Consider the following 21714-nt stretch of genomic DNA (forward strand, 5'->3'; position numbering starts at 1 on the left):
AGGTTTTTAAAATCACCAGGAACATAGTATAGTTGTATTAGAAATCACCAATCATTATATCGTGACAAAGCAAAAAAAATAGTGCTTTGTATATTTTTTTTGTTTTTTTCGTCAAGTGTGATCCGATTATCCGACTCTATTCGAAGATATACCCACATCGCTGGTAGGTGGAAACCAAAAAAGATTTTTGATAAGGGAGGGAAGCAGGTTGTTTCATGACAGCGCCGTCACGCGACGGATGAGACATCTGCGATACAAGATGATTTATGCAGCAATTTTAGCTGGGGGAAAAGGAACACGCATGGGGAACGTCGATCGTCCAAAACAATTTCTTTCAATTGGGGAACGTCCGATTCTCGTCCATACGGTTGAAAAATTCTTACTGAACGATGATTTTGACCGTGTCATCATCGTCACACCAACAGCGTGGATTAACTATACACGCGATATCTTAGAAAAATACATCGGACAAGATGAGCGCATCGTCATCACGGCTGGTGGAAATGACCGGAACGAATCCATCATGGCGGCGATCAACTGGATCGACGAAAAGAATGGCATCACAGATGAAGATATTATCGTAACGCACGATGCGGTCCGTCCATTCCTGACACACCGGATCATTAAAGAAAATATCTCGACAGCACTTGAGTATGGTGCATGTGATACTGTCATTTCAGCCATCGATACAATCGTTGCATCGACAGACGGAAAAACAATCACAGACATTCCGGTCCGTGACCAGATGTATCAAGGACAAACACCACAAAGCTTCCAAATCACGAAGCTGAAATCACATTATGAAGCCTTGTCTGCTGAAGAGCGTGCCATCTTAACGGATGCGTGTAAGATTCTATTGCTCAAAGGTGAAGATGTCGCACTCGTCACAGGAGAACTCTTCAACATCAAAGTCACGACACCTTATGATTTACGTATTGCTAACGCAATCCTGAAGGAGCGGATTAACCAATGATTAACCAAGTCTATCAACTCGTTGCACCTCGTCAAATCGAGGTGACGTATGATGAGCGGTCGTTAAAATCTGATCGCGTCGTCGTCCGGCCGACTTACTTGTCAATCTGTCACGCGGATCAACGTTACTTCACAGGAAGCCGTAGTGCAGAAGTACTCGCGAAAAAATTACCGATGGCGATGATTCACGAAGGAATCGGAAAAGTCGTTCATGACCCGTCAGGAACATTCGCAAAAGGGACGCTCGTTGCGATGGTACCGAATACGCCGTCTGAGACGGATGACATCATCGGCGAAAACTACTTGCGGACAAGTCGTTTCCGTTCAAGCGGTTATGATGGCTACATGCAAGATTATGTTTTCATTCAAGCCGATCGTCTCGTCGAAGTACCGGCAGATCTTAACCCGGAAGTCGCAGCCTTTACAGAACTCGTCAGTGTCGCTGTACACGCCGTGACACGTTTCGACCAAATCGCACATGCGCGTCGGGAAACGTTCGGAATTTGGGGTGACGGAAACCTTGGTTTCATCACAGCACTGTTGTTACGTAAACTGTATCCGGAAGCGAAATTACTCGTCTTCGGAAAAACACAATCGAAGCTCGATTACTTCTCGTTCGCAGATGAGACGTATCATATCGACCAAATTCCAGAAGGTGTTGCCTTCAATCACGGGTTTGAGTGTGTAGGCGGCATCGGCAGTCAATATGCAATCAATCAAATGATTGACTATATCATTCCAGAAGGAACGATGGCATTGCTCGGTGTATCTGAGGAGCCTGTTTCTGTCAATACACGGATGATTCTCGAAAAAGGATTACGTGTCTATGGGTCGAGTCGCAGTACACCAACGGACTTCGCTCGGACGATGGAACTGTATCAAACGTACCCGGATATTCCAGAATACTTGTCGAACTTAGTCGCAGGTGTATTCCAAATTCGTCAAATCGAGGACATCCATCAAGCGTTCGAAAGCGATTTAACGAACCGTTTCGGAAAAACCGTCATGGAATGGTGCATGTAAAAATTAGTAGGTGCAACAGAAGGGATCACTCATGAAACAAAAAATACGTTTAATTCAGCGGCGGACGGTTCATTATTTACTGGTCATGACGTATTGGCTTACGAGACGCTTGCCGATTGACAAGCAAAAAGTCGTGTTTGCGACATATCGTTCAGACAAGCTCGTTGATAACTTCCGTGCCGTTTATGACGAACTTGAGAGCCGCGATCTTGGATTCAGCTATGTGTTCCTGTTAAAGCGGTTCCCACAAGGTCTTTTCGGTCAGATTAAATACGTCTTCCACATGATGCGGGCGACGTATGAACTCGCGACTGCCCGCTATTTCATCATCGATGACTACTATTATCCGGTCTATGTCTCGTCACTGCGTCAAGGGACTGAGGTCATTCAACTGTGGCATGCATGTGGCGCCTTTAAAAAGTTCGGTTACAGTGTGCTCGATAAATCCTATTCACCGGACGATGATTACTTGAAGATGGTTCAAATTCACCGAAACTACTCGAAAGTCTATGTCTCGGGAACAGCCTGTATCGAACCGTATGCTGAAGCATTCGGGATGGACGCGGCCCGTGTTCATCCACTCGGTGTCCCACGAACGGATCAACTCTTGAATCCGGCGCGCCAAGCACATGTCGAACAAAAACTGTATGCTGACCATCCGGAGTGGCGTTCGAAGAAAATCATTCTTCTTGCTCCGACTTTCCGGGGTAACGGTCAGACGACGGCACATTATGATGAGGAACTCGATTTCGAACAGTTCCGCCAAGAACTCGGGAGCGAGTATATTTTATTGTTACGGATGCATCCGTTCGTGCTTAATCGTCCTGTCGTCCCGGCTGAATTTTCGGACCAAATCATCGATATGACGGATTATCCGGATATCAATGATTTGATGCAGATTTCAGACATTTTGGTCACGGATTATTCGTCCGTCATCTTTGAGTTCGCTTTACTCAAAAAACCAATCATCTTCCTCGTGAATGATTTGACATCCTATAAGGAAGAACGTGATTTTTACTTCCCGTATGAATCGTTTGTCCCGGGGCCGATTGTTTCCTCGTTCAACGAAGTCATCGCTTGGGTGAAACAAGGGCAGTTCGAATCAGAGAAGATTGAGGAATTCGCCCGTCAATTCTTCACGTATCAAGATGGGCAAGCGACAAAACGCATCGTGGATCATCTGTTAGATCATGTGCAGTCGCCTGCAGTGTCACCTGAAAAAACGACAATCGTGTAAATACGATCATCTTGAAGGACATCACACAGTATATAGAGAAACCCGGACGATTCTGCTTTTAAAAAAAAGTGAGAATCATCCGGGTTTTTTTAATCCGTTTTCTGACAGGAATGAGGGAAGCGTGCAGAAGAAAAAGCGATTATTTGATCAACTTCGTTTGGGGAGGAAGTTGCAAAATAATCGCTTATGACTCTATAAATGGGGCTTGATTGGTGCGAGCAGGGGTAGCTCGCAGGATGCGCACTCCTTAAAAGTGCGTTAACTTTTCGCGGGCAGGTGTCCGTTTTTTTAGTGGTGGAATCATCGCAGGCCAACCGAGTTGGATGACACCGGCGACACGTTCTTCATCATGGGCACCGACGAGTGTCGCATATTCGTCTGTAAACCAATGTTTCCCGCTTTTCCAGCAGCTTCCTAAACCAAGTTCCGATGCAAGCAGTTGGATGTTTTGAATCATCGCAGCAGTCGCAAGTAAATCTTCTGTCTGTTGATCGTCTGTTCCTTGAACGTGATAAAGGACCGTCAAGAACACCGGGACTTCACTTATTTTTTCTTTAAATGAAAGACGTTGCTCATCCGTTTTTTGATCGAATTGACCACGTGCTTCAAGGAGCTCCATCAATTGTTCGACATACCGGACTTGTCCTTCACCAATCGCGAGAACAAAACGCCATGGTTCGCGTAACTTATGATTCGGTGCATAAATTGCTGCTTCTAAGATTTCTTCAATCATTTCGGATGGAACAGGTTGATCGGTGTAGGAACGAACCGAACGTCGTTCTAAAATGAGTTGTCGTGCATTCATCACTATCATCTCCTGACCTAAGTACTCTTAAAATATAAATGATAACGATTATCATTGTCAATGGTAATCCGAAAAATAAAACGAACGGTGACTAGAATTCAATGGAAGTCATCGTTCGTTTCACGTGGTTATTGTTTTTTGCTTGCTGTCGTAGCGAGTTTCTTTTTGACTTGGCGTAATCGCAGTAATGCCATTAAATAATGTGCAAAATAAATTGTGAAACCAAAGAAAATCGGAATCGCAAGTCCGAGTTCGACACCCGGAACAGCCGTCAAGTTAATGTAAAGCAAGACCGTCATGGACAACGTATAAAAAGTTGCTTCAAACAACTGCGGCATGATGCGTTTACGCTTCAAGAAAAACGAGCGGATAAGCGGTAAGATGACGAGGCTGACGAGCCGATCAATTAGACCAATCACGAGCACGCTGATGACGATTGCGAGACCACCTTCGAACTGTAAGAGGTTCGGAAAGACATAGTACGAGACAAGCACTAACGGACCGACGAGTAAGAAAATCGAGACCGAAGCACGGAAAAAGACGAAGAGACTGTTGATACTCGTTAAAAACGCACGCGAGATTTTTTGCGACCAGGAAAGAGATGGTCGTCCGACCTGCCACGCGAAGCAACAGGCGAAAATGAACGCGTAAAATTGAAGGAAGGCAACCATAAAGCATCTCCTTTTGATATGAACTCAATGAACCTAGTGTAGCGATATTAGAGAAGAAGTGCAAAGGTGAACGATTAAAAAGCCAGCTGACGATGTGCCGTCAACTGGCTGGATAAGACACGTTAATCTAAATTCGGTTCTTTTTTTCCATGAAGGAAGAATGACAATACGAGTGCAAGAGCAGACAAGACAGTCGCCACCCAAAAGGCATCTGTAATTCCATTGATCGTCGCTTGTTTCGTCAATTGCGTCAACCAGCTAACGGATGCGGCTTGTGGACTACCAAGCTGTTGTCCGAGCTCACCAAGGTGTTGCGAGAGTGTTGGGTCAAGTGTCGTAAACTGGTTGGCATCGTCCGCGAGATGAGCTGTCGTTTGACGGGTCATGACCGTGACGAGGATGGCCGTCCCGATTGATCCAGCGACTTGGCGTAATGTATTTTGTGTCGCGTTTCCGTGAGGAATCATCTTCATCGGCAGAGCGTTCATGCCAGCTGTCATAATCGGCATCATGATGAACGCCATCCCGAAGGACCGGAGCATATAGATGCCCATGATGGAATAGTAAGACGTGTTCAAATCAAGTTGCGTCAATTCCCATGTTCCGTACGTCATCAACGTCAGACCGAAGATGGCAAGCGGTCGAATGCCGAACCGGTCGAACAGTCGACCGGCGAAAGGACCGGTGATTCCCATGATCAATGAACCAGGCAGTAATAAGAGACCTGAGTCGACGGGTGAAAAACCACGGATGCTCTGCAAGTAAATCGGCAGCAGCAACATCCCGCCGAACAAGGCCATCGTGACGATGACGTTAATGAAGAGGGTGAATGAAAATTCCGGTACTTTTAGGACACGGATGTTAAGCATCGGGTCGTCCATCGCAAGCTCACGCAAAGCGAAGGCGGCAATACCAAGTAGCCCGATGACAATCGTACTGATGACGACAGGGCTGTCCCAACCGTCGTTTCCGGCTTCACTGAATCCGTATAAGAGACTACCAAACCCGATCGTACTAAAGACAACACCGAGAGCATCGAACTTTGGTTTTGATAACGGTTGGACGAGTTTGAACCAGGCAAATCCAAGTAAAAGTGTTAAGAGACCAAAGAAGGCCATTGCATAGAACATGACGTGCCAATCGTAGTTTTGAATGACATATCCTGTGATCGTTGGTCCGATCGCCGGTGCAAGAATCATCGCAATCCCGAGCATGCCCATCGCAGCTCCCCGTTTATGGGGTGGAAACAATGTCATGAAGACGTTCGTACCGAGCGGCATCAAGACACCGGCTCCGGCTGCTTGGACCACACGTCCGATCATCATGACCGGGAAGTTCATCGCCATCGAACAAATGATCGATCCGAAGAAGAACAACGTCATCGAGACAAGAAACAAGCGGCGAAACGTATAGCTTCGCATGAGGAACGCACTGATTGGAATCAAGATTCCGTTGACAAGCATGAACCCGGTCGTCAACCACTGTGCTGTCGACGTCGTGACGTTGAAGTCGTTGATCAAGACAGGAAGAGCGACGTTGATTAATGTCTGATTCAAAATCGCGATGAACATTCCAATTAACAGGACAGTGATGACTTTCGGGATACTGATGTTTTCCGTTGAAATCGTCGCTTGCGCTTGCGGAGCAGGGGCGGCTGGAATCGCGCCAACCGCTTCTGCTTCAATCAATGTTTCATCAAGCGCCGGACCTCCTGCGCCAGCTACCCGCGGTTGCCGTGCCCGGCGTGCAATCAAATTGACTGCAAGGAACGTGACAAGCATGAACACAATGTATCCAAAGAGGAAGGTCGTAGACATAAGCGTCCCTCCTTAATCCTTATGAATGCGGACGGTCACATTCATACCAGGGCGAATGTCGAGTGATTTTTCTTGTGAGAGCGATACCTTCACGGGAATCACTTGCGCGACTTTTGTATAGTTTGCGTTTCCGTTCGATGACGGCATTATCGAGAACGTGCCTGCTGTTGTCATCCCGATTTGTTCGACTTCACCCGAAAGTGTTGTATCAGGATAGCTATCGACATAGACATCGACGGCTTGACCGACTTTGACTTCATCGATTTCTGTTTCTTCGACGTTTGCTGTGACCCATAATTCATTTAAGTTAAATCCGTAAGCGAGCGGCGTACCGGCACCAACAAAGCCGTTCTCTGTCGCCATCGACTGAACGACGGTTGCTTTTGCTGGCATTTCGATTGACGCATCAACCGGTTTTTGACCAGTTTGTGCTATCATGACGTGACCAAGTGTCGCCCCGTTATCGAGTGTCTGTCCTGTTTTTGCCGTCCAGTCAGTGAGTTTTCCAGCGCCAGGACTAGCAATTGTAATCATCTTACCGTCGATTTTGGCATTTTCTGTTTTGACGTAACTTGTTGCTTGATCGTAGTAATAATAACCGATCGCACCACCACCAATTAAAACGACGAGCGTTAAAATATTGATGATTAATAATTTCTTCATGTTCATGAGTAAGTTGCATCCTTTCTGTTACTAGCTGATCGCCCCAGTGCGGTCTCATAAAAAAGACTCCTCTGGGGAGGAGTAGTTAATACAGTTAATTATATGGGTGCATAACAAACAAACAACCAACAATTTCCGACGAAATGTTGGAAAAGTCTTTGTTAACGGATACAATACGTAAAAAGGAGCTGAATTTTAAATGAATCAGTCGTGCGATCCACGTCCTAAACGTTCACGTGAACGTATTACGACAGAGCTATTTCATTTACTTGAACACCATTCCTTTTCGACGATCACCGTCAAAATGTTGACGGATGGTGCTGAGGTCAATCGTTCGACCTTCTATGCGCACTATAAAGATAAATACGATTTGCTGGATCAAATCGTTGAGGAGCACATGACGTTGCTCGCAGAAGCGATTCGGATTACAGGAAAACAATCGGCCGAGCCTCCGACAGTCGAACGCGTCAGTCGTTACTTTGCACGTTTGTTCATCCACATTGAGCAAAACGAGCGCTTTTACCGGACGATGCTGCTCCAAGGAACAGTCAAGACGTTCATCTCCCGTTTCTTGGATACGTTAAAAGAAAACTACCGTCTTGCTTTCCGGGAGACGACAAGTGTCTCTGTTCCGGTGGATCGGGATTTATTACTGAACTACGTCATTGGTGGTCAACTCGGGCTCTTGATGTCGTGGTTACGAAATGATCGTCCGTATTCCTCCGAGTACATGGCAAATCAGCTCAGTCAGATGATCGTCTTCGGAACAGTTGAAAGTATTGGTTTTCCTCAGACAGGCCTTGGGACTGTCTAAAAAATGAACTAAAAAGTGCCATTCCGATGTGAGGGAATGGCACTTTTTGTGCTAGTCGGATATAACGTTAGATTACGCTTGACGGAATTCCAGCTGTTTCGTATAAATCGTACTTTGGTTACGTCCGTGCTCTTTTGAAGCATAGAGTGCTTTATCCGCTTGTTGCAATGCTTCGAGTGATGTATGGGATCCACCCGAATGGGCAATTCCTAACGAAATCGTAATCTTCAAATCAGGTACATGTGCAGTCGGGAACAGGTTACGGGCGACTGTCGTCCGCGCTAATTCAGAGATTTTTTTCGCATCCTTCAATGATGTGTTCGGTAAAATGATCAAAAATTCTTCTCCACCGTACCGACCGACTAAATCATCCGGACGTACAATAGAGGCAAGTGTCGTTCCGAGTTGCCGCAACACATCGTCGCCGGCATCATGACCATATGTATCGTTAACGTGTTTGAAGAAATCGATATCGATCAGGATAAGTGAATATCCATCGTCATCCGATCCGACGAGTGATAGGGAGTCGTCCAGACGTCGGCGATTAGCGAGACCCGTCAAGGCGTCGGTCATCGCAAGTTTTTGCTGGTACTGGATATTTTCAAAATGTCGTCGCAGTTCGGCTAATAAGCGATAGGTGACGAGTCCGGCTAATAAATTAAAGAAAATGTACGTAACCGATACTTTGAAAAACGTTTCCCAACTGTTTGTCAGTGCATAGATAGCTGGTAACGAATAGAGAATACCGATTCCGATCATTAATTCAAAAGTCAGCAATGTATTACGTAAAAATCTGCGTGCTATGCCAATTGTCAAAATGAATAAAACCATGATGACGGAAGCGAGAATCGCTCCTTCGATTTGATCAGCAGGTGTAATTAAAAAACGCGTTCCGATAATCATGACTCCCGTGATGAAGGCACTAGGCAATCCGCCAAATAATGTGGCAATCGCGACAGGAATGATACGTAAGTCAATCCGGGCAATATCAATTTGAATGCTGTTGAACATGAGGAGTACAGCAATTGCACCAGCTACACAACCTAAAATAAGGCGTGATTCAAGCTTTGATTTTGGTGTAATTCTTGGTTGATTTCGAAAAGGTAAAAATAAAAGCGTGATCGTCGTGAATAAGAGACAAAAATTTATGATGAAGTTATTCATAATAGACAACAAATCCTCCCAACTCCCCCTGCAGTATACTTCCAATTATATACTTTGAGTATACTCGTTCTACTAACGGTATAGGAGGTCTGAATGTTTAGAATAAAAAAAGAAAAACAGAATAAAACCTCTGTCCTTCTCTTGATTTTTAATTTATTAATTGGATGAGACGACTTCTTCATCCATTGTCGCGAGGATTTTATCAAATACATGGATCATCACGTTCAGTTCCTCTTCAGACAAAGTGCCGAATCGCTCCTGAAGATATTTGCGACGGACGACTTCGAGATTCCGAAAAGCGGCCTCTCCCTCGTCAGTCAAGGCAAGGACGATTGAACGACGATCTTCCGTCGAACGTGTCCGTGTCACAAAACCGGTCTTATAAAGTTTATCTGTCAAAGCGGTGACCTGACTTGTCGCAAGTTCGAACTGTTCCGCGAGTAATGTCGGACGCTGGGGGCCGTTTTCAGATAAGCTACGTAAGATGAAGAATTCACTTCGCGTGGCAGTACCTTCAAACAGTTGATTCAACTCACGGCGCAACGTCCGGAGAATCACGCGCATTTGTTCTTCTAATCGATATGTCAATTGGTCATGTTGTTCTTGTCCCATCTGAGCAACATCCTTTCTGTACTACCTTCTACCATTTAGTGTACTAAAAATATCGGAATTTTACTATGAGCACGGTAGGATTCAAAAATATAAATTGACAAACAAGAAACATATTATGTACTATGTCGAAGTAATGAATTAGTAAATCAACTTAATTAGTTCTCACTCAACCAGTGGGATGGAGGTTGCGATTCTTATGAGTCGGGTTACGGATGTCGTCAAGCGGCAGATGAAATAGCTCAAAAGGAAGAATTGCCGAAATCGTAGACTACTTTGAAAGTCAGCGATTGGGATTAGATCAAACAGGTCTAATACTGTCATAAACCGTTTGCGGTTTATGGGGAGCTATCTTTCACGACGGTAGAATGAGACGCATCATCGATATGTTGCGTTCTCATCTTCCTCTTGGAAGGTGAGGGCGCTTTTTTACGCCCTCTCAAAAATTATAAAAAGAGAGAAGCGACAGACATGAACAATTTACAACAGCAACAACACCCCCTTGATTCCACAGCAGAAGGGCTACAACGAGGGCTTCAAGCCCGGCATATGTCGATGATTGCAATTGGCGGAGCGATTGGGACCGGTTTATTCATCGCGTCAGGTGCCTCTGTTGCAGCGGCAGGACCGGGCGGTGCGTTACTTTCTTATACAATCGTCGGATTGATGGTCTACTTCTTGATGACGAGCCTTGGGGAGATGGCCGCCTATATGCCGGTCGCAGGATCGTTCTCGACGTACGGGACGAAGTTCGTCGACCCTTCATTCGGGTTCGCCTTAGGATGGAACTACTGGTACAACTGGGCCGTCACGATTGCCGTCGAGCTCGTCGCAGCACAAATCGTCATGCATTACTGGTTCCCGAACATTCCGGGCGTCTATTTTAGCGCGCTGTTTTTACTTTTAATGATTGGATTAAATTATTTTTCGGTCAAAGGATTCGGTGAAGCCGAGTACTGGTTTGCGATGATTAAAGTCGTCACGGTCATCGTGTTTCTTGGTGTAGGAGTCGCGATGATTTTTGGTATCTTTACTTCGGAGCCACCAGCAGGCTTCAAAAACTTTGGCTTAGGTGATGCACCGTTTGTCGGAGGGATTCCAGCTGTCATCGGTATCATTCTTGTCGCAGGTTTTAGCTTTCAAGGGACGGAGCTCGTCGGAATCGCAGCAGGCGAGTCGGAAGATCCGGAAAAAAATGTCCCGAAAGCAGTTAAACAGGTGTTTTGGCGCATTTTATTATTTTATGTATTTGCGATCTTCGTCATCGGAATGTTGATTCCATACACAAGTCCGAGCCTTGTCTCAAATGATATTACGGATGTTGCCGTCAGTCCGTTCACACTCGTCTTCGAAAAAGCAGGACTCGTGTTTGCAGCAGCATTGATGAATGCGGTCATCTTGACGTCCGTCTTGTCTGCCGGGAACTCCGGGATGTATGCTTCAACCCGGATGCTCTACACACTGGCACGACAAGGTGATGCACCGAAACTATTTGCAAAAGTCTCAAAAAACGGTGTGCCGCGGAATGCGTTACTCGCGACAGGGGCGATTGGTGCGCTTTGTTTCTTGACGTCGATGTTCGGTGGACAAGTTTATCTTTGGTTACTGAATGCTTCCGGAATGACAGGATTTATCGCGTGGCTCGGGATCGCGATCAGTCATTACCGTTTCCGAAAAGGTTTCGTCGCCCAAGGGCATGCGTTACGTGACTTACCGTACGTTGCACCGGCGTTCCCGTTTGGTCCGCTATTCGCATTTGGCCTGTGTTTCCTCGTTATCGTTGGGCAAAACTATGCCGCGTTCCTCGCTGATCAAATCGACTGGGTTGGGATTGCAGCAACGTATATCGGAATTCCGTTATTCTTGGTCTTCTGGCTCGGACATAAAGTCAAACACCGGACATCGGTTGTCCGGTATGATGAGATGGAGTTTCCGAAACATCCGAAAAAATAATAGTATAAGCTAAAGGACCCTCTCGCTTACGAGAGGTCAGACTATAAGCAAAGTGTTATCGGGAATCGGGAGATCAAGCGTCTTTTTTCGTTGCTTTCCTCGGGCGAGGCGCAAGCCGTTGCTCCTTGATCCTAACGGACAATGAGCAGGGTCTTGCCTGCCTCTGGCAAGTCGCGTTGAAAACGCACTTTTCCCTTAGGAGTCAACGAAATATGACGCTTTTTAGGTAGTATCGTGACGGATTGTCTCTCGTTATCGCATGTTTACGCTTCTTAATAGTTTGTCTACACACAAAAACCCTCTCACTTGCGAGAGGGTTTTTTGTGTATAAAAGAACCGAGTGGTTTTCCGAAAGATTTTTTTAGTTTCTTTCCATGATATGTCCCTGCAAGTATGTCAATCCGTAATTGGATTATTTCTTTTTAATAATTTTATTTTTATCTAAAAATATTGTTTCAATAAAGTAAGAATAAGGAATAAATTCTTTACAGTAAATCTACTAAAACAATCGGGATGGAGGAAGTGTGAAATGAGTACATATGAATTGATTTTGACACTGGGTTCGGCCGCGTTCTTCATGGCACTCGTTGCTTATGTGTCCTATCGCATGACACGAGGAAAGGAACAGGGAGTTGACGAATATTTTTTGGCAGGACGTGGACTAAGCGGAATCTTTATTGCCGGTTCCTTGCTTCTGACCAACCTTTCGGCAGAACAACTGATTGGTTTGAACGGTCAGTCGTTCATGGGGAATATGTCGAGCATGGCGTGGGAAGTCACGGCAGGGTTTGCTGCCATCATCATGGCGATCTACCTGTTGCCTAAGTTTTTGGGGATGGGGATTTCGACGTTACCTGAATTTTTAAGTCAGCGCTATGATGAAACGGTCCGGCGGATGACGGTGCTCTTATTCTTACTTGGCTACATGTGCGTGACGATCCCATCAATGCTTTACTCCGGCGGGATTGCCGTCTTACAACTGTTTAACGTACCGGAGTTATTTGGATTGAGTTATACGCAGTCGCTGTGGCTCGTCATTTGGGTTGTCGGGATCATCGGGGCCCTCTATGCAATTTTCGGAGGACTACGTGCGGTCGCCGTCTCCGATACATTAAATGGAGTCGGCCTTGTCATCATCGGTTTCCTCGTTCCGATTCTTGGTTTTTTTGCACTCGGGGACGGGAATATGGTCGACGGGATGAAGCGTCTCGCAACGACACACCCTGAAAAATTGAATGCGATTGGGTCGTCAACCGACGCCGTTCCGTTCTTTTCGATTTTTACAGGGATTTTGTTTGCGAATCTCTTCTATTGGTCACTCAATCAATATGTGATTCAGCGCGTGCTTGGAGCAAAGGACTTAAAAGAGGGACAAAAGGGTGTCTTGATGACAGGCTTCCTGAAACTACTCGTCCCGGTATTCATGTTGATTCCGGGTGTGATTGCGTACCATTTGTATGGAGATAATCTAGCGAGTGGAGATTTGGCCTATCCGAAATTAATCACGGAGTTGCTCCCTGTCTCATTGATGGGATTTTTCTTGGCCGTCTTGCTGGGAGCAGTCTTTAGTTCATTCAACTCACTCTTAAATAGTATCGCGACGTTGTTCGTACTCGACATTTATCGCCCGGTCTTTGCGAAAGAAGCGACCGATCGGCAGTTGATCCGTGTCAGTAAAATCTTCGGAACGATCGTTGCCTTGATTTCATTTGTCGTCGCTCCATTCTTAATGTATGCACCAGACGGTCTTTGGACGTTGATTCGTCAGTTCACAGGATTTTTCAACATTCCGATTCTCGTCATCGTCATGATGGGAATGCTCGTGCGGACGATTCCACCGATTGCTGCCAAAATCGTCATTGTTTTTCATGTCATTGCCTATTACTTCTTTGTTTTCGGACTCAGACAGTTGTTCGGAATCGATCACGGAATCAGCTTTATCCATGGCTATGGTATTTTATTGGTGATCGAAGTGCTGTTCATGTGGTTCATGGGAAAATATCGTCCTGTTATGCAGGTGAATCGTCGTCGACCGGTACGTACGACGGGGATGACGCCGTGGAAATATGCGATGCCTGTCTCGGTCTTACTCGTGTCGAGTATCATCTTGATGTATGTCCTCTTCTCGAAAATAGGACTCGCCTATCCGGATGGTATCGTTTCAGGCTGGTTCTGGCCAATCACGCTTGTCTTGCTTGTCGGGACGGTCTTCCTCTGGCGCTTTGCCTTGAAGTCGTGGCATGCGCGGTATACGACTTATCTCGAGGAAGAGTACAAACGAGCGGAATAAGTTCACAGTTGACGGCTCAAATCGATTAAGATTAAAGAAAAACGGAGGCGAGCATCGTGAACTACTGGTACCACTTTAAACGGGCATTCATCCCGATTGCGATTTTATTGATTACATTAGCGATTTATCAAATGATTTATCGTATGAACAACATTTGGTATTCGCTCGGCGGGTTGATTTTAGTTTTTGCAGCGATTTATTTTGTCATGCGACGCCTGAAGGCAAATCCAGAAGATTGAGTGAGCAAGATAGTAGGGGCATGCTTTAAAAAGCAGTAGACTAGAGAGATAGAAAGAGGAGGGGAAGATAGATGGCAAAAGCAATATTTGCAGGTGGTTGTTTCTGGTGTATGGTCAAACCGTTTCATAAGTATGATGGTGTCGACCAGGTGATTTCCGGCTACACCGGTGGTCATACAGAAAACCCGACCTATAAAGAAGTTTGTTCTGAGACGACGGGACATCTCGAAGCAGTCGAGGTGACGTATGATCCGTCTGTCATCACATATGAAGAATTACTTGAAGTATTTTGGCGTCAAATTGATCCAACGGACGGTGGCGGTCAGTTTAATGACCGAGGTCAATCGTACGAACCCGCTATTTTTTATGTTGATGAAGCGCAAAAGCAAGCGGCGGAACAATCAAAGGCAGCTCTTGATGCTTCTGGTCGTTTTTCAAAACCGGTTGCCGTCGACATCCGTCCGGCAGCACCATTTTGGCCAGCGGAAGAATACCATCAGGACTACTACAAAAAGAATCCGTTCCGCTATCAAATGTATAGTGTCGGATCGGGTCGTGCCAAGTTCGTCAAAGAAGCTTGGAAAGATCACGGTAAGGAACAGGAATTGAAACAACGCTTAACACCCATCCAGTATAAAGTGACACAGGAGAGCGGGACAGAACCGGCTTTCCGAAATGAATACTGGGATGAAGAACGTCCGGGACTGTATGTCGATATCGTCGATGGAACGCCACTCTTCACGTCAAAAGACAAGTTCAACTCAAGTTGTGGATGGCCGAGTTTCGCGAAGCCGATCGCAGAAGACAAGATGGAAGTAAATCTTGATACGACGCACGGCATGACGCGGACAGAAGTTCGTTCAGCTGATGCCGATAGTCACCTCGGTCATATCTTTGATGATGGTCCAAAAGAGCTCGGTGGTCTGCGTTACTGCATCAATTCCGCTGCTCTTCGATTTATTCCGGTAGAAGAGCTTGACTCTGCCGGATATGGGGAATATAAAAAACACTTCGAGTAAGTCAAATCGTAAGGCAGCAAAACGAATTCGTTTTGGCTGCCTTTTTTAGAATCGAAAGGAGGTCATGTTTTGTTTACAGCAGTTTATGATGACATTCGACAGATGACGATTGCCAAAGTATTGGATTTTTATGATGATAAAGTGCGAGGACTCGATGAAACGGCTCGACGGAAAAAGTATGACAAGATGAGCCAAAGTCCGTTTCTGTTTTTCCGCGGCAGTTCCCATCTGTTTTACTATGATTTGACCCGTATTCCATTAGGGTTCGACACACCGGTTGAGACACCGACATGGATTCAAGGCGATCTCCACTTTGAGAACTTCGGTGTTCATGGAAATGCGAAGGGTGAAATCATTTATGACGTTAATGACTTTGATGAAGGGTATCTCGGATCCTATCTTTACGATGTCATCCGGATGGCCGTTTCGGTCCGTCTATTTGCAGACGAGGTCGCTTATGATGCGGAACCGGCAATTAAAGCCTACATTGAAAACTACTTACACGACCTTCATGAATACGCGAATGGTAAAAATCCGAGTGACATCTGTTTTACGGTCAAGAATACGAAAGGACCGATTCGAAAATTAATTAAAAAAGCTGAAAAGAAGAAAGCAGACTTGCTTGGTGAACGAACTACTGTGATTGATGGACACCGGAAGTTTCTTGATCTACCGGATATGAAGCGTGTCGAAAAAGAGACGTACGCAGCAATCGAAGCGATCTGGCCGGATTACATTGCATCAGTCGATGAGAACGATCGAAGAGACGACGCGTTTTATACGATCAAGGACATCGTCCACAAACTGGATAGCGGAACCGCCTCGATTGGTCTGGAACGCTATTACATTTTGATCAATGGGGAAGGGAAGGAAGAGCCGGACGTCATCCTTGAGATGAAACAAGCACAAACGGCTGTGCCGTCCTTATTCGTTCCTGTTTACCGCGAAGATGTCGAGACCGTCCATCAAGGATTACGGGTCATCGCGTCTCAAAAAGCGATGCAAGCGCATGAAGATCCTCACCTTGGATACGTGACGATGCATCAAAAGGAGTATTACATTCGAGAGCGCTCTCCGTACAAAAAGAAATTAAAAGCAAAGCATATTAAAAGCCAGGATGATCTTGAAAATGTATTAGCTCTTCAAGGTCGGATTACGGCGAAAATCCATGCGCGAGCCGATATGGATGCAGGAATTAAGGCGACGGTTCTCACTCATCATGCGGATGTCGCGATTATCGAAGCAATCGGACAGTCAGAGCAAGTTTTCCTTCAGCAAATTCAACGCTGGTCAAACGCCTATGCGGAAAGAACGAAGCTAGACTTCCACGTGTTTTTGAACTGGATGACGAACCGATAAGAAAATGGTCTTTTGGGAATCGGAAAAAGGCAGGAAACACCGAATTGAACTTCGGCGTCTCCTGCCTTTTTTAGGCTAATTTCTTAATTTAAGAGGGAACTGAACTTTTTACACGAACAGCGTCAAACTCACGTTTGATGCTTTCATTGGCTTTTGCTTCTTCTTCAGCCGACCAACCGAGTTCGCTACGCATGAGAGCGAGTACGCCGTCCGCATATTTCTCGGCATTTGGATAATCGAAGAAGACGGCGGACGCACGGCGATTCAAGAAATCACCGGGTTGCATGACGAGCTCGGCTTCGAGTCCGTAAAGCAGTGCACCGAACCAGTGAAGTGGTAACTGGTAACGTTCCGCTTCACTGCCACGTGAACGAATGAGTTCATACACCCGTTCGACGTTCGTTCCGTAGCGTTGGATGAGCCATGTCGTCTCGTCTGGCGAGAGACCGAGGGCTTCTCCTTTCGGTTGTTGCTCTTTCAAGTAGCGGGCAAATCCTTTACTACCATCTTTATGTCCGCCGCCAAGTAAGATATGACGCGTCCGTGATTCAAGATAAATCCGGTCTTCTTCTTTTTTGAATTGTTCGGCGACCATATTGATGATGCGTTCCGCCATTTTCCGGTAACCGGTTAGTTTACCACCAGCAATCGACATCAAGCCGGATTTCGAAATGAAGATTTCATCCTTACGAGACAGTTCACTCGGATCTTTGCCATCTTCATGAATCAATGGACGGAGACCAGACCACGTCGACTCGACGTGCTCCGGACGAAGCTCGATATTGAACATATCATTTGTCGCTTTTAAGATATAGTCGCGGTCTTCTTCCGTGACACCAGGCTCGAGAATGTCACCTTTATAGTTCGTGTCGGTTGTTCCGACGTAGGTTTTCCCTTCGCGTGGAATCGCGAAGATCATCCGTCCGTCTGAGACATCAAAATAAACGGCTTGACGGAGCGGGAAATCAGCTTGATCGATGACAAGGTGAATCCCTTTTGTCAGATGGAGCGACTTACCAGATTTTGAACCATCTTGTTCCCGTAATTCATCGACCCATGGACCCGTCGCATTGATGATTTTTTTCGCCCGAATCGTATACGTCCGGTCTGTTAAGAGGTCACGGACTTCGACGCCGACAGCTTTCCCGTTATGATAGACGAGTGATTCTGCTTTCGTATAGTTGACGGGACGTCCCCCATAACTGATAGCGGATTTTAGGACCTCCATCGTCAAGCGGGCATCATCCGTTTTGTATTCCACGTAACGCCCGCCACCGACGAGGTGTTCTGAGCGGAGGAGTGGTTCATAACCGAGTGTTTCTTCTTTTGATAACATCGTTCTGCGTTCATTGCGTCGTACACCAGCGAGTTGGTCGTAGACACGTAAACCGATAGAAGTTGAAAAACTTCCGAATGTTCCCCCTTCGACGAGCGGTAACATCATCCATTCCGGTGTCGTGACGTGGGGCGCATTCTCATACACGATTTCCCGCTCTTTTCCGACTTCTGCGACGAGCTTGATTTCGAATTGTTTGAGGTAACGCAGTCCCCCGTGAACGAGTTTCGTTGAGCGACTTGATGTGCCTTCAGCAAAGTCTTGCATTTCGATTAGACCGGTACGCATACCGCGGCTTTGTGCGTCGAGCAAAATCCCGGCGCCCGTGATTCCGCCCCCGATGACTAATACATCGAGCAGTTCTTGTCCCATCTCTTCTAACCATGCCGTGCGTTCTGTACTTGAAAACATGAATAGTTCCCCCTGTTCATTATGAATTGGATTGAATTACTCTACTGATATCCATGTACCCTCTTTTGCACTCTTTTGAGCATAATCAATGATTTTCATGACAAATAACGCTTGCTCTGTCGTCACGACGAGCGGAATTTCATTTCGGATTGCCCGTGCAAGATCCGTGTAATACGTAGAAGCCGGCTTTAAGAAAGGGCGTTCTTCAGGTGGTTGTTCCGGAAGGCCGAATGTATAGGTCGCATTCTCCGTATCGACCATGTCAACGAAGTAACTTGCTTTCGTTCCGTGCACGCTCAAAGAACGTCCAGACATCGGAACGAGCGAACCGATGTGAAGAATCGCACGCCGTGTTCCGAAGGCGAGAATGAGGTGCGTATAATCGTCAACCGGACCGTCGATCCGCTGAATCGTTTGGTCACAAAAGACACGATCCGGTCGTTCTCCGAATAAAGTCAGAGCCTGATCGATTAAATGCGATCCTAAATCGTACAAGAGTCCGGCACCGGGTACGTCCTGTTCCCGCCAGCGTTCACGGACGGTCGGACGGTAGCGGTCATAATGGGCTTCGAACGTCTGAACGTCGCCGAGCTGATCGGTCCGGACGAGTTCCAGTAGCGTTTCGAAGTCTTTTTTGTAACGACGATTATGATAGACTGTCAGTAAGCGATTTTGTTGACGAGACAGTTCAGTTAATCGTTCTGCTTCAGCGAGCGTCACGGTAAACGGTTTTTCGACGAGAACATGGCAGTCTGCCTCTAACGCAAGGCGTGCGAGAGGATAATGCTCAGAATTCGGTGTCGCGATAACGACGAGATCGATCGTTTCCTCGGCGAGTAATGTTTCGAGCGATGGATATACAGGCACGTTTGGGTAGCTTTTTGCAACTGCATCCGGACGACTCGACTGAACAGCAATGAGCTGATAATCGGGCGATGTAATATAGGGGGCATGCAGGTGTTCTCCAGCAAGACCAAATCCAACTAAAGCAGTACGAATCATAAGGACACTTCCTTTTCGGTTAGTCCCTTCAATTTAGCACAAGTGAGGTGAAGAAGATGATTTCAGAACAACATGTCATTGAAAAAATGCGGCAGACGATGGCAAAAATCGAGCAGACGAGCGGTACGGCGCAAGTCGAACAACTGGCGACAATGAAAGCATACTGTGAGCTGTTGCTTGAGCAACCGGGCACACCGGCAGCAAACGTCGTGCGTTCACAGACAGCTCCGGCAGCAAAACCGGACGTCGATCCGATGCTCGCACGCTTCATGGGCGTTGCACAAGAAGATGAACAAAAAGGTCCGTCATTGCTTGATTTTTGACTAGATACGTAACTTTTTGGGAATAGAAAAGACAGACAAGCCAGAGGGGGAAACAGTATGAAAACAGCAATCATCATTGGAGCAGGTCCAGGAAATGGTGTCGAAATCAGTAAACGATTCGGGAAAGAAGGCTTCCAAATCGTTTGTGCAGCGCGAACGCAAGACACACTTGCTGCTGTCGTCACGGAATTGAAAGAGCATGGGGTCGAAGCAGTCGGTGTCGAGTGTGACGCATCACGCCGAACGGATATCGCATCCCTTGTCGAATGGACGAAGGAACAATACGGACAAGTCGACGTCCTTGTCTACAATGCATCGATTCTGCATCAGTCATCGGTTCTCGACGCCTCAGCAGAACAAATCACGAAAGAATTTGAAATCGACGTCCTCGGGGCACTCGATGCTGCGCAGCTCGTCGCACCGGATATGGTGGAACGAAAAGACGGCGCCATCTTAATCACAGGTGGCGGGGCTGGAATTCATGCGATTAAATCATTACCCGGACTATCGATTGGAAAAGCGGGTGTCCGTCAATTGACACACATGCTGCATGACACGCTAAAAGAAAATAACGTTTACGTCGGGACGGTCACGATTGCAGGAGAAGTGAAGCGGGGGACGGCGCTCGATCCGGCGAATGTCGCTGAAGCCTTCTACACACTGTATTCGAACCGGACGGATGTCGAAAAAGTCTTGTCTGCAGAATGAAACAGTTAATCGTCTACTACGATGGTCTCTGTCCACTCTGTCAAAAATCGAAACGGCTGCTTGAACGGATTGATTGTTTTCAGCAGTTGACGTTTTCCGATGCGCGACGGATGCCGGTGGAACAACAACCGCGATTGCTCGAACGGATGCATGTCGAAACCGAGCGAGGGGTCCGGTACCCGGGAATCGAAGGAATTCGTCTGTTGACGAAAACCTTGCCAGTCCTTTTACCTGCCTCTCCAATGGTCTCGTTAGCGATTGTTTTACGAATCGGAGCACCACTCTATGACCGAGTCGCGAAAAATCGCGTCATTCCGATGAGCTGTACGACGGAGTGTTCCATCAATTAATACATGTAGCGAAGCGCCGACGCAAGCAAGGTCGGCGTTTTTTGAATGGACGGGCTCACTAACAAAAAGGAGGAGCATGATGAAGTTTTGGATGAAGGCATTGATGCTAGTCGGACTAGTATTCAGTACAGGCTGTGCCTTAGAGGCAGATCCGGAAACAGAAACGAAGTTCGGTATCGCACAACCGGATGATACAAAGGCCACACAAGTGACCGTCGAGCGGGTCGTCGACGGGGATACAATTAAAGTCCGGTTACCGGATGGGAAGATTGAAGACGTCCGTTTTTTGTTAATCGATACGCCAGAAACGGTAAACCCGGAAAAACCGGTTCAACCGTTCGGACCGGAAGCTTCAAGCTTTACGAAAGACCTCTTACCGAAAGGGAGCAAAATCGTCATCGAGCGAGATCACTCAAAGGCGGATCGTTACGGTCGTCTCCTAGCGTACGTCTGGATTGATGGCAAGATGGTTAATCAAGAGCTGTTACGTCAAGGGCTTGCGCGTGTCGCCTATGTGTACGAACCGGATACGCGGTATGTCAAAACGTTCGAAGACATTGAACAAGAAGCAAAAGCAGCGAAAAAAGGCATTTGGGAAACGGAAGGCTATGCGACGAATCGTGGATTTGACGAAACGGTCTTGACGAAGGAATCGACTTCTTCGGCAAAAGGTCAGTGTGAAGACATCAAAGGAAATATCAACCGGCAAGGGAACAAGATTTATCATGTCAGAGGCGGTCGTTCATACGAGGACGTCAAGCCAGAGGAAATGTTCTGTAGCGAACAGGAAGCGAAACAAGCGGGTTTTCGACGCGCTGCGAATTAATGATGCACGCCCCATGAGAGTTTGTCCTTTATTGTCTGAAGGGGCCGATGTTAAAGGCGCTTCAAACTCAAACTCATGACGGACGGTTCCGTCCTGTACGCACGAAACGCCGATGATCCCGTT

Annotated in this window: 21 protein-coding genes and 1 riboswitch; of the genes, 13 read left to right on the top strand and 8 right to left on the bottom strand. The window is 46.6% G+C overall.

Going from position 1 to position 21714, the window contains the following annotated elements:
- Positions 1–259 precede the first annotated feature (259 nt).
- From A0126_RS00980 to A0126_RS00990, 3 genes are read left to right on the top strand one after another with little or no spacing between them, the layout of a single operon-like run.
- Positions 260–973, top strand: coding sequence for an IspD/TarI family cytidylyltransferase (locus A0126_RS00980; RefSeq protein ID WP_029332336.1), 714 nt, complete (start codon positions 260–262; stop codon positions 971–973).
- Positions 970–1995, top strand: a complete 1026-nt coding sequence (locus A0126_RS00985) for a ribitol-5-phosphate dehydrogenase (protein WP_029332337.1) — start codon at positions 970–972, stop codon at positions 1993–1995. The genes A0126_RS00980 and A0126_RS00985 overlap by 4 nt, the downstream gene beginning before the upstream one ends.
- Before the next feature lie 31 nt (positions 1996–2026).
- Entirely contained in the window at positions 2027–3232 is a 1206-nt protein-coding gene (locus A0126_RS00990) for a CDP-glycerol glycerophosphotransferase family protein (protein WP_088836056.1), read from the top strand.
- Between the two features lie 247 nt (positions 3233–3479).
- Here the strand turns inward: A0126_RS00990 and A0126_RS00995 are convergent, their stop codons facing one another.
- From A0126_RS00995 to A0126_RS01010, 4 genes are all read right to left on the bottom strand, one after another.
- Positions 3480–4037: a nitroreductase family protein gene (locus A0126_RS00995; RefSeq protein ID WP_088836057.1), complete on the bottom strand. Its 558-nt coding sequence runs from the start codon at positions 4035–4037 to the stop codon at positions 3480–3482.
- Positions 4038–4165: 128 nt separating this feature from the next.
- On the bottom strand, positions 4166–4708 hold the full coding sequence (locus A0126_RS01000; protein WP_088836058.1) for a hypothetical protein: 543 nt from the start codon (positions 4706–4708) through the stop codon (positions 4166–4168).
- A 122-nt stretch (positions 4709–4830) separates the two neighbouring features.
- Positions 4831–6525, bottom strand: a complete 1695-nt coding sequence (locus tag A0126_RS01005) for a DHA2 family efflux MFS transporter permease subunit (RefSeq protein ID WP_088836059.1) — start codon at positions 6523–6525, stop codon at positions 4831–4833.
- Between the two features lie 12 nt (positions 6526–6537).
- Positions 6538–7194: an HlyD family secretion protein gene (locus tag A0126_RS01010; protein ID WP_088836060.1), complete on the bottom strand. Its 657-nt coding sequence runs from the start codon at positions 7192–7194 to the stop codon at positions 6538–6540.
- A gap of 193 nt (positions 7195–7387) precedes the next feature.
- Between A0126_RS01010 and A0126_RS01015 the strand changes: the two genes are divergently transcribed.
- Positions 7388–8002, top strand: coding sequence for a TetR/AcrR family transcriptional regulator (locus A0126_RS01015; protein ID WP_088836061.1), 615 nt, complete (start codon positions 7388–7390; stop codon positions 8000–8002).
- A gap of 72 nt (positions 8003–8074) precedes the next feature.
- On the opposite strand, the gene A0126_RS01020 is transcribed toward A0126_RS01015, so the two are convergent.
- Both A0126_RS01020 and A0126_RS01025 read right to left on the bottom strand, forming a co-directional pair.
- Complete coding sequence (locus A0126_RS01020) at positions 8075–9166, bottom strand: GGDEF domain-containing protein (RefSeq protein ID WP_239456791.1); 1092 nt, start codon at positions 9164–9166, stop codon at positions 8075–8077.
- A gap of 156 nt (positions 9167–9322) precedes the next feature.
- Positions 9323–9778, bottom strand: a complete 456-nt coding sequence (locus A0126_RS01025) for a MarR family winged helix-turn-helix transcriptional regulator (RefSeq protein WP_088836062.1) — start codon at positions 9776–9778, stop codon at positions 9323–9325.
- A gap of 171 nt (positions 9779–9949) precedes the next feature.
- Positions 9950–10134, top strand: a riboswitch (Lysine riboswitch).
- A gap of 112 nt (positions 10135–10246) precedes the next feature.
- Between A0126_RS01025 and A0126_RS01030 the strand changes: the two genes are divergently transcribed.
- The 5 genes from A0126_RS01030 to A0126_RS01050 all read left to right on the top strand — a co-directional run bounded on the left by A0126_RS01030 (position 10247) and on the right by A0126_RS01050 (position 16635).
- Positions 10247–11728 carry an amino acid permease gene (locus A0126_RS01030; RefSeq protein ID WP_088836063.1) on the top strand — a complete coding sequence of 494 codons (1482 nt, stop codon included), beginning with the start codon at positions 10247–10249 and terminating at the stop codon, positions 11726–11728.
- A gap of 529 nt (positions 11729–12257) precedes the next feature.
- Complete coding sequence (locus tag A0126_RS01035) at positions 12258–14018, top strand: solute:sodium symporter family transporter (RefSeq protein ID WP_088836064.1); 1761 nt, start codon at positions 12258–12260, stop codon at positions 14016–14018.
- Between the two features lie 56 nt (positions 14019–14074).
- Positions 14075–14257, top strand: coding sequence for a hypothetical protein (locus A0126_RS01040; RefSeq protein WP_029332347.1), 183 nt, complete (start codon positions 14075–14077; stop codon positions 14255–14257).
- Between the two features lie 71 nt (positions 14258–14328).
- Positions 14329–15276: a peptide-methionine (S)-S-oxide reductase MsrA gene (msrA, locus tag A0126_RS01045; protein WP_029332348.1), complete on the top strand. Its 948-nt coding sequence runs from the start codon at positions 14329–14331 to the stop codon at positions 15274–15276.
- Positions 15277–15345: 69 nt separating this feature from the next.
- On the top strand, positions 15346–16635 hold the full coding sequence (locus tag A0126_RS01050; RefSeq protein WP_088836065.1) for a DUF2252 domain-containing protein: 1290 nt from the start codon (positions 15346–15348) through the stop codon (positions 16633–16635).
- Between the two features lie 88 nt (positions 16636–16723).
- On the opposite strand, the gene A0126_RS01055 is transcribed toward A0126_RS01050, so the two are convergent.
- Complete coding sequence (locus A0126_RS01055) at positions 16724–18382, bottom strand: glycerol-3-phosphate dehydrogenase/oxidase (protein ID WP_088836066.1); 1659 nt, start codon at positions 18380–18382, stop codon at positions 16724–16726.
- Between the two features lie 36 nt (positions 18383–18418).
- The gene (locus A0126_RS01060) at positions 18419–19384 is read right to left on the bottom strand and encodes a Gfo/Idh/MocA family oxidoreductase (protein ID WP_088836067.1); all 966 of its coding nucleotides are present in this window, start codon (positions 19382–19384) and stop codon (positions 18419–18421) included.
- A 56-nt stretch (positions 19385–19440) separates the two neighbouring features.
- On the opposite strand from A0126_RS01060, the gene A0126_RS01065 reads away from it, so the two are divergent.
- From A0126_RS01065 to A0126_RS01080, 4 genes are all read left to right on the top strand, one after another.
- Complete coding sequence (locus A0126_RS01065; protein WP_088836068.1) at positions 19441–19707, top strand: DUF5327 family protein; 267 nt, start codon at positions 19441–19443, stop codon at positions 19705–19707.
- Positions 19708–19764: 57 nt separating this feature from the next.
- A complete protein-coding gene (locus tag A0126_RS01070; protein ID WP_088836069.1) occupies positions 19765–20415 on the top strand; it encodes an SDR family NAD(P)-dependent oxidoreductase in 651 nt (216 codons plus the stop codon).
- The gene (locus A0126_RS01075; RefSeq protein ID WP_088836070.1) at positions 20412–20765 is read left to right on the top strand and encodes a thiol-disulfide oxidoreductase DCC family protein; all 354 of its coding nucleotides are present in this window, start codon (positions 20412–20414) and stop codon (positions 20763–20765) included. Before A0126_RS01070 ends, A0126_RS01075 begins: the two co-directional genes overlap by 4 nt.
- Before the next feature lie 79 nt (positions 20766–20844).
- On the top strand, positions 20845–21591 hold the full coding sequence (locus tag A0126_RS01080) for a thermonuclease family protein (protein WP_239456793.1): 747 nt from the start codon (positions 20845–20847) through the stop codon (positions 21589–21591).
- Positions 21592–21714 lie beyond the last annotated feature (123 nt).

It is taken from the genome of Exiguobacterium sp. N4-1P, assembly GCF_002214325.1.

Bases quoted from the DNA above. Each gene is read 5' to 3' on its own strand.
- A0126_RS00980 (WP_029332336.1), top strand. From the start codon at position 260: ATGATTTATGCAGCAATTTTAGCTGGGGGAAAAGGAACACGCATGGGG.
- A0126_RS00985 (WP_029332337.1), top strand. From the start codon at position 970: ATGATTAACCAAGTCTATCAACTCGTTGCACCTCGTCAAATCGAGGTG.
- A0126_RS00990 (WP_088836056.1), top strand. From the start codon at position 2,027: ATGAAACAAAAAATACGTTTAATTCAGCGGCGGACGGTTCATTATTTA.
- A0126_RS00995 (WP_088836057.1), bottom strand. From the start codon at position 4,037: ATGAATGCACGACAACTCATTTTAGAACGACGTTCGGTTCGTTCCTAC.
- A0126_RS01000 (WP_088836058.1), bottom strand. From the start codon at position 4,708: ATGGTTGCCTTCCTTCAATTTTACGCGTTCATTTTCGCCTGTTGCTTC.
- A0126_RS01005 (WP_088836059.1), bottom strand. From the start codon at position 6,525: ATGTCTACGACCTTCCTCTTTGGATACATTGTGTTCATGCTTGTCACG.
- A0126_RS01010 (WP_088836060.1), bottom strand. From the start codon at position 7,194: ATGAACATGAAGAAATTATTAATCATCAATATTTTAACGCTCGTCGTT.
- A0126_RS01015 (WP_088836061.1), top strand. From the start codon at position 7,388: ATGAATCAGTCGTGCGATCCACGTCCTAAACGTTCACGTGAACGTATT.
- A0126_RS01020 (WP_239456791.1), bottom strand. From the start codon at position 9,166: ATGAATAACTTCATCATAAATTTTTGTCTCTTATTCACGACGATCACG.
- A0126_RS01025 (WP_088836062.1), bottom strand. From the start codon at position 9,778: ATGGGACAAGAACAACATGACCAATTGACATATCGATTAGAAGAACAA.
- A0126_RS01030 (WP_088836063.1), top strand. From the start codon at position 10,247: ATGAACAATTTACAACAGCAACAACACCCCCTTGATTCCACAGCAGAA.
- A0126_RS01035 (WP_088836064.1), top strand. From the start codon at position 12,258: ATGAGTACATATGAATTGATTTTGACACTGGGTTCGGCCGCGTTCTTC.
- msrA (WP_029332348.1), top strand. From the start codon at position 14,329: ATGGCAAAAGCAATATTTGCAGGTGGTTGTTTCTGGTGTATGGTCAAA.
- A0126_RS01055 (WP_088836066.1), bottom strand. From the start codon at position 18,382: ATGTTTTCAAGTACAGAACGCACGGCATGGTTAGAAGAGATGGGACAA.
- A0126_RS01060 (WP_088836067.1), bottom strand. From the start codon at position 19,384: ATGATTCGTACTGCTTTAGTTGGATTTGGTCTTGCTGGAGAACACCTG.
- A0126_RS01065 (WP_088836068.1), top strand. From the start codon at position 19,441: ATGATTTCAGAACAACATGTCATTGAAAAAATGCGGCAGACGATGGCA.
- A0126_RS01070 (WP_088836069.1), top strand. From the start codon at position 19,765: ATGAAAACAGCAATCATCATTGGAGCAGGTCCAGGAAATGGTGTCGAA.
- A0126_RS01075 (WP_088836070.1), top strand. From the start codon at position 20,412: ATGAAACAGTTAATCGTCTACTACGATGGTCTCTGTCCACTCTGTCAA.
- A0126_RS01080 (WP_239456793.1), top strand. From the start codon at position 20,845: ATGAAGTTTTGGATGAAGGCATTGATGCTAGTCGGACTAGTATTCAGT.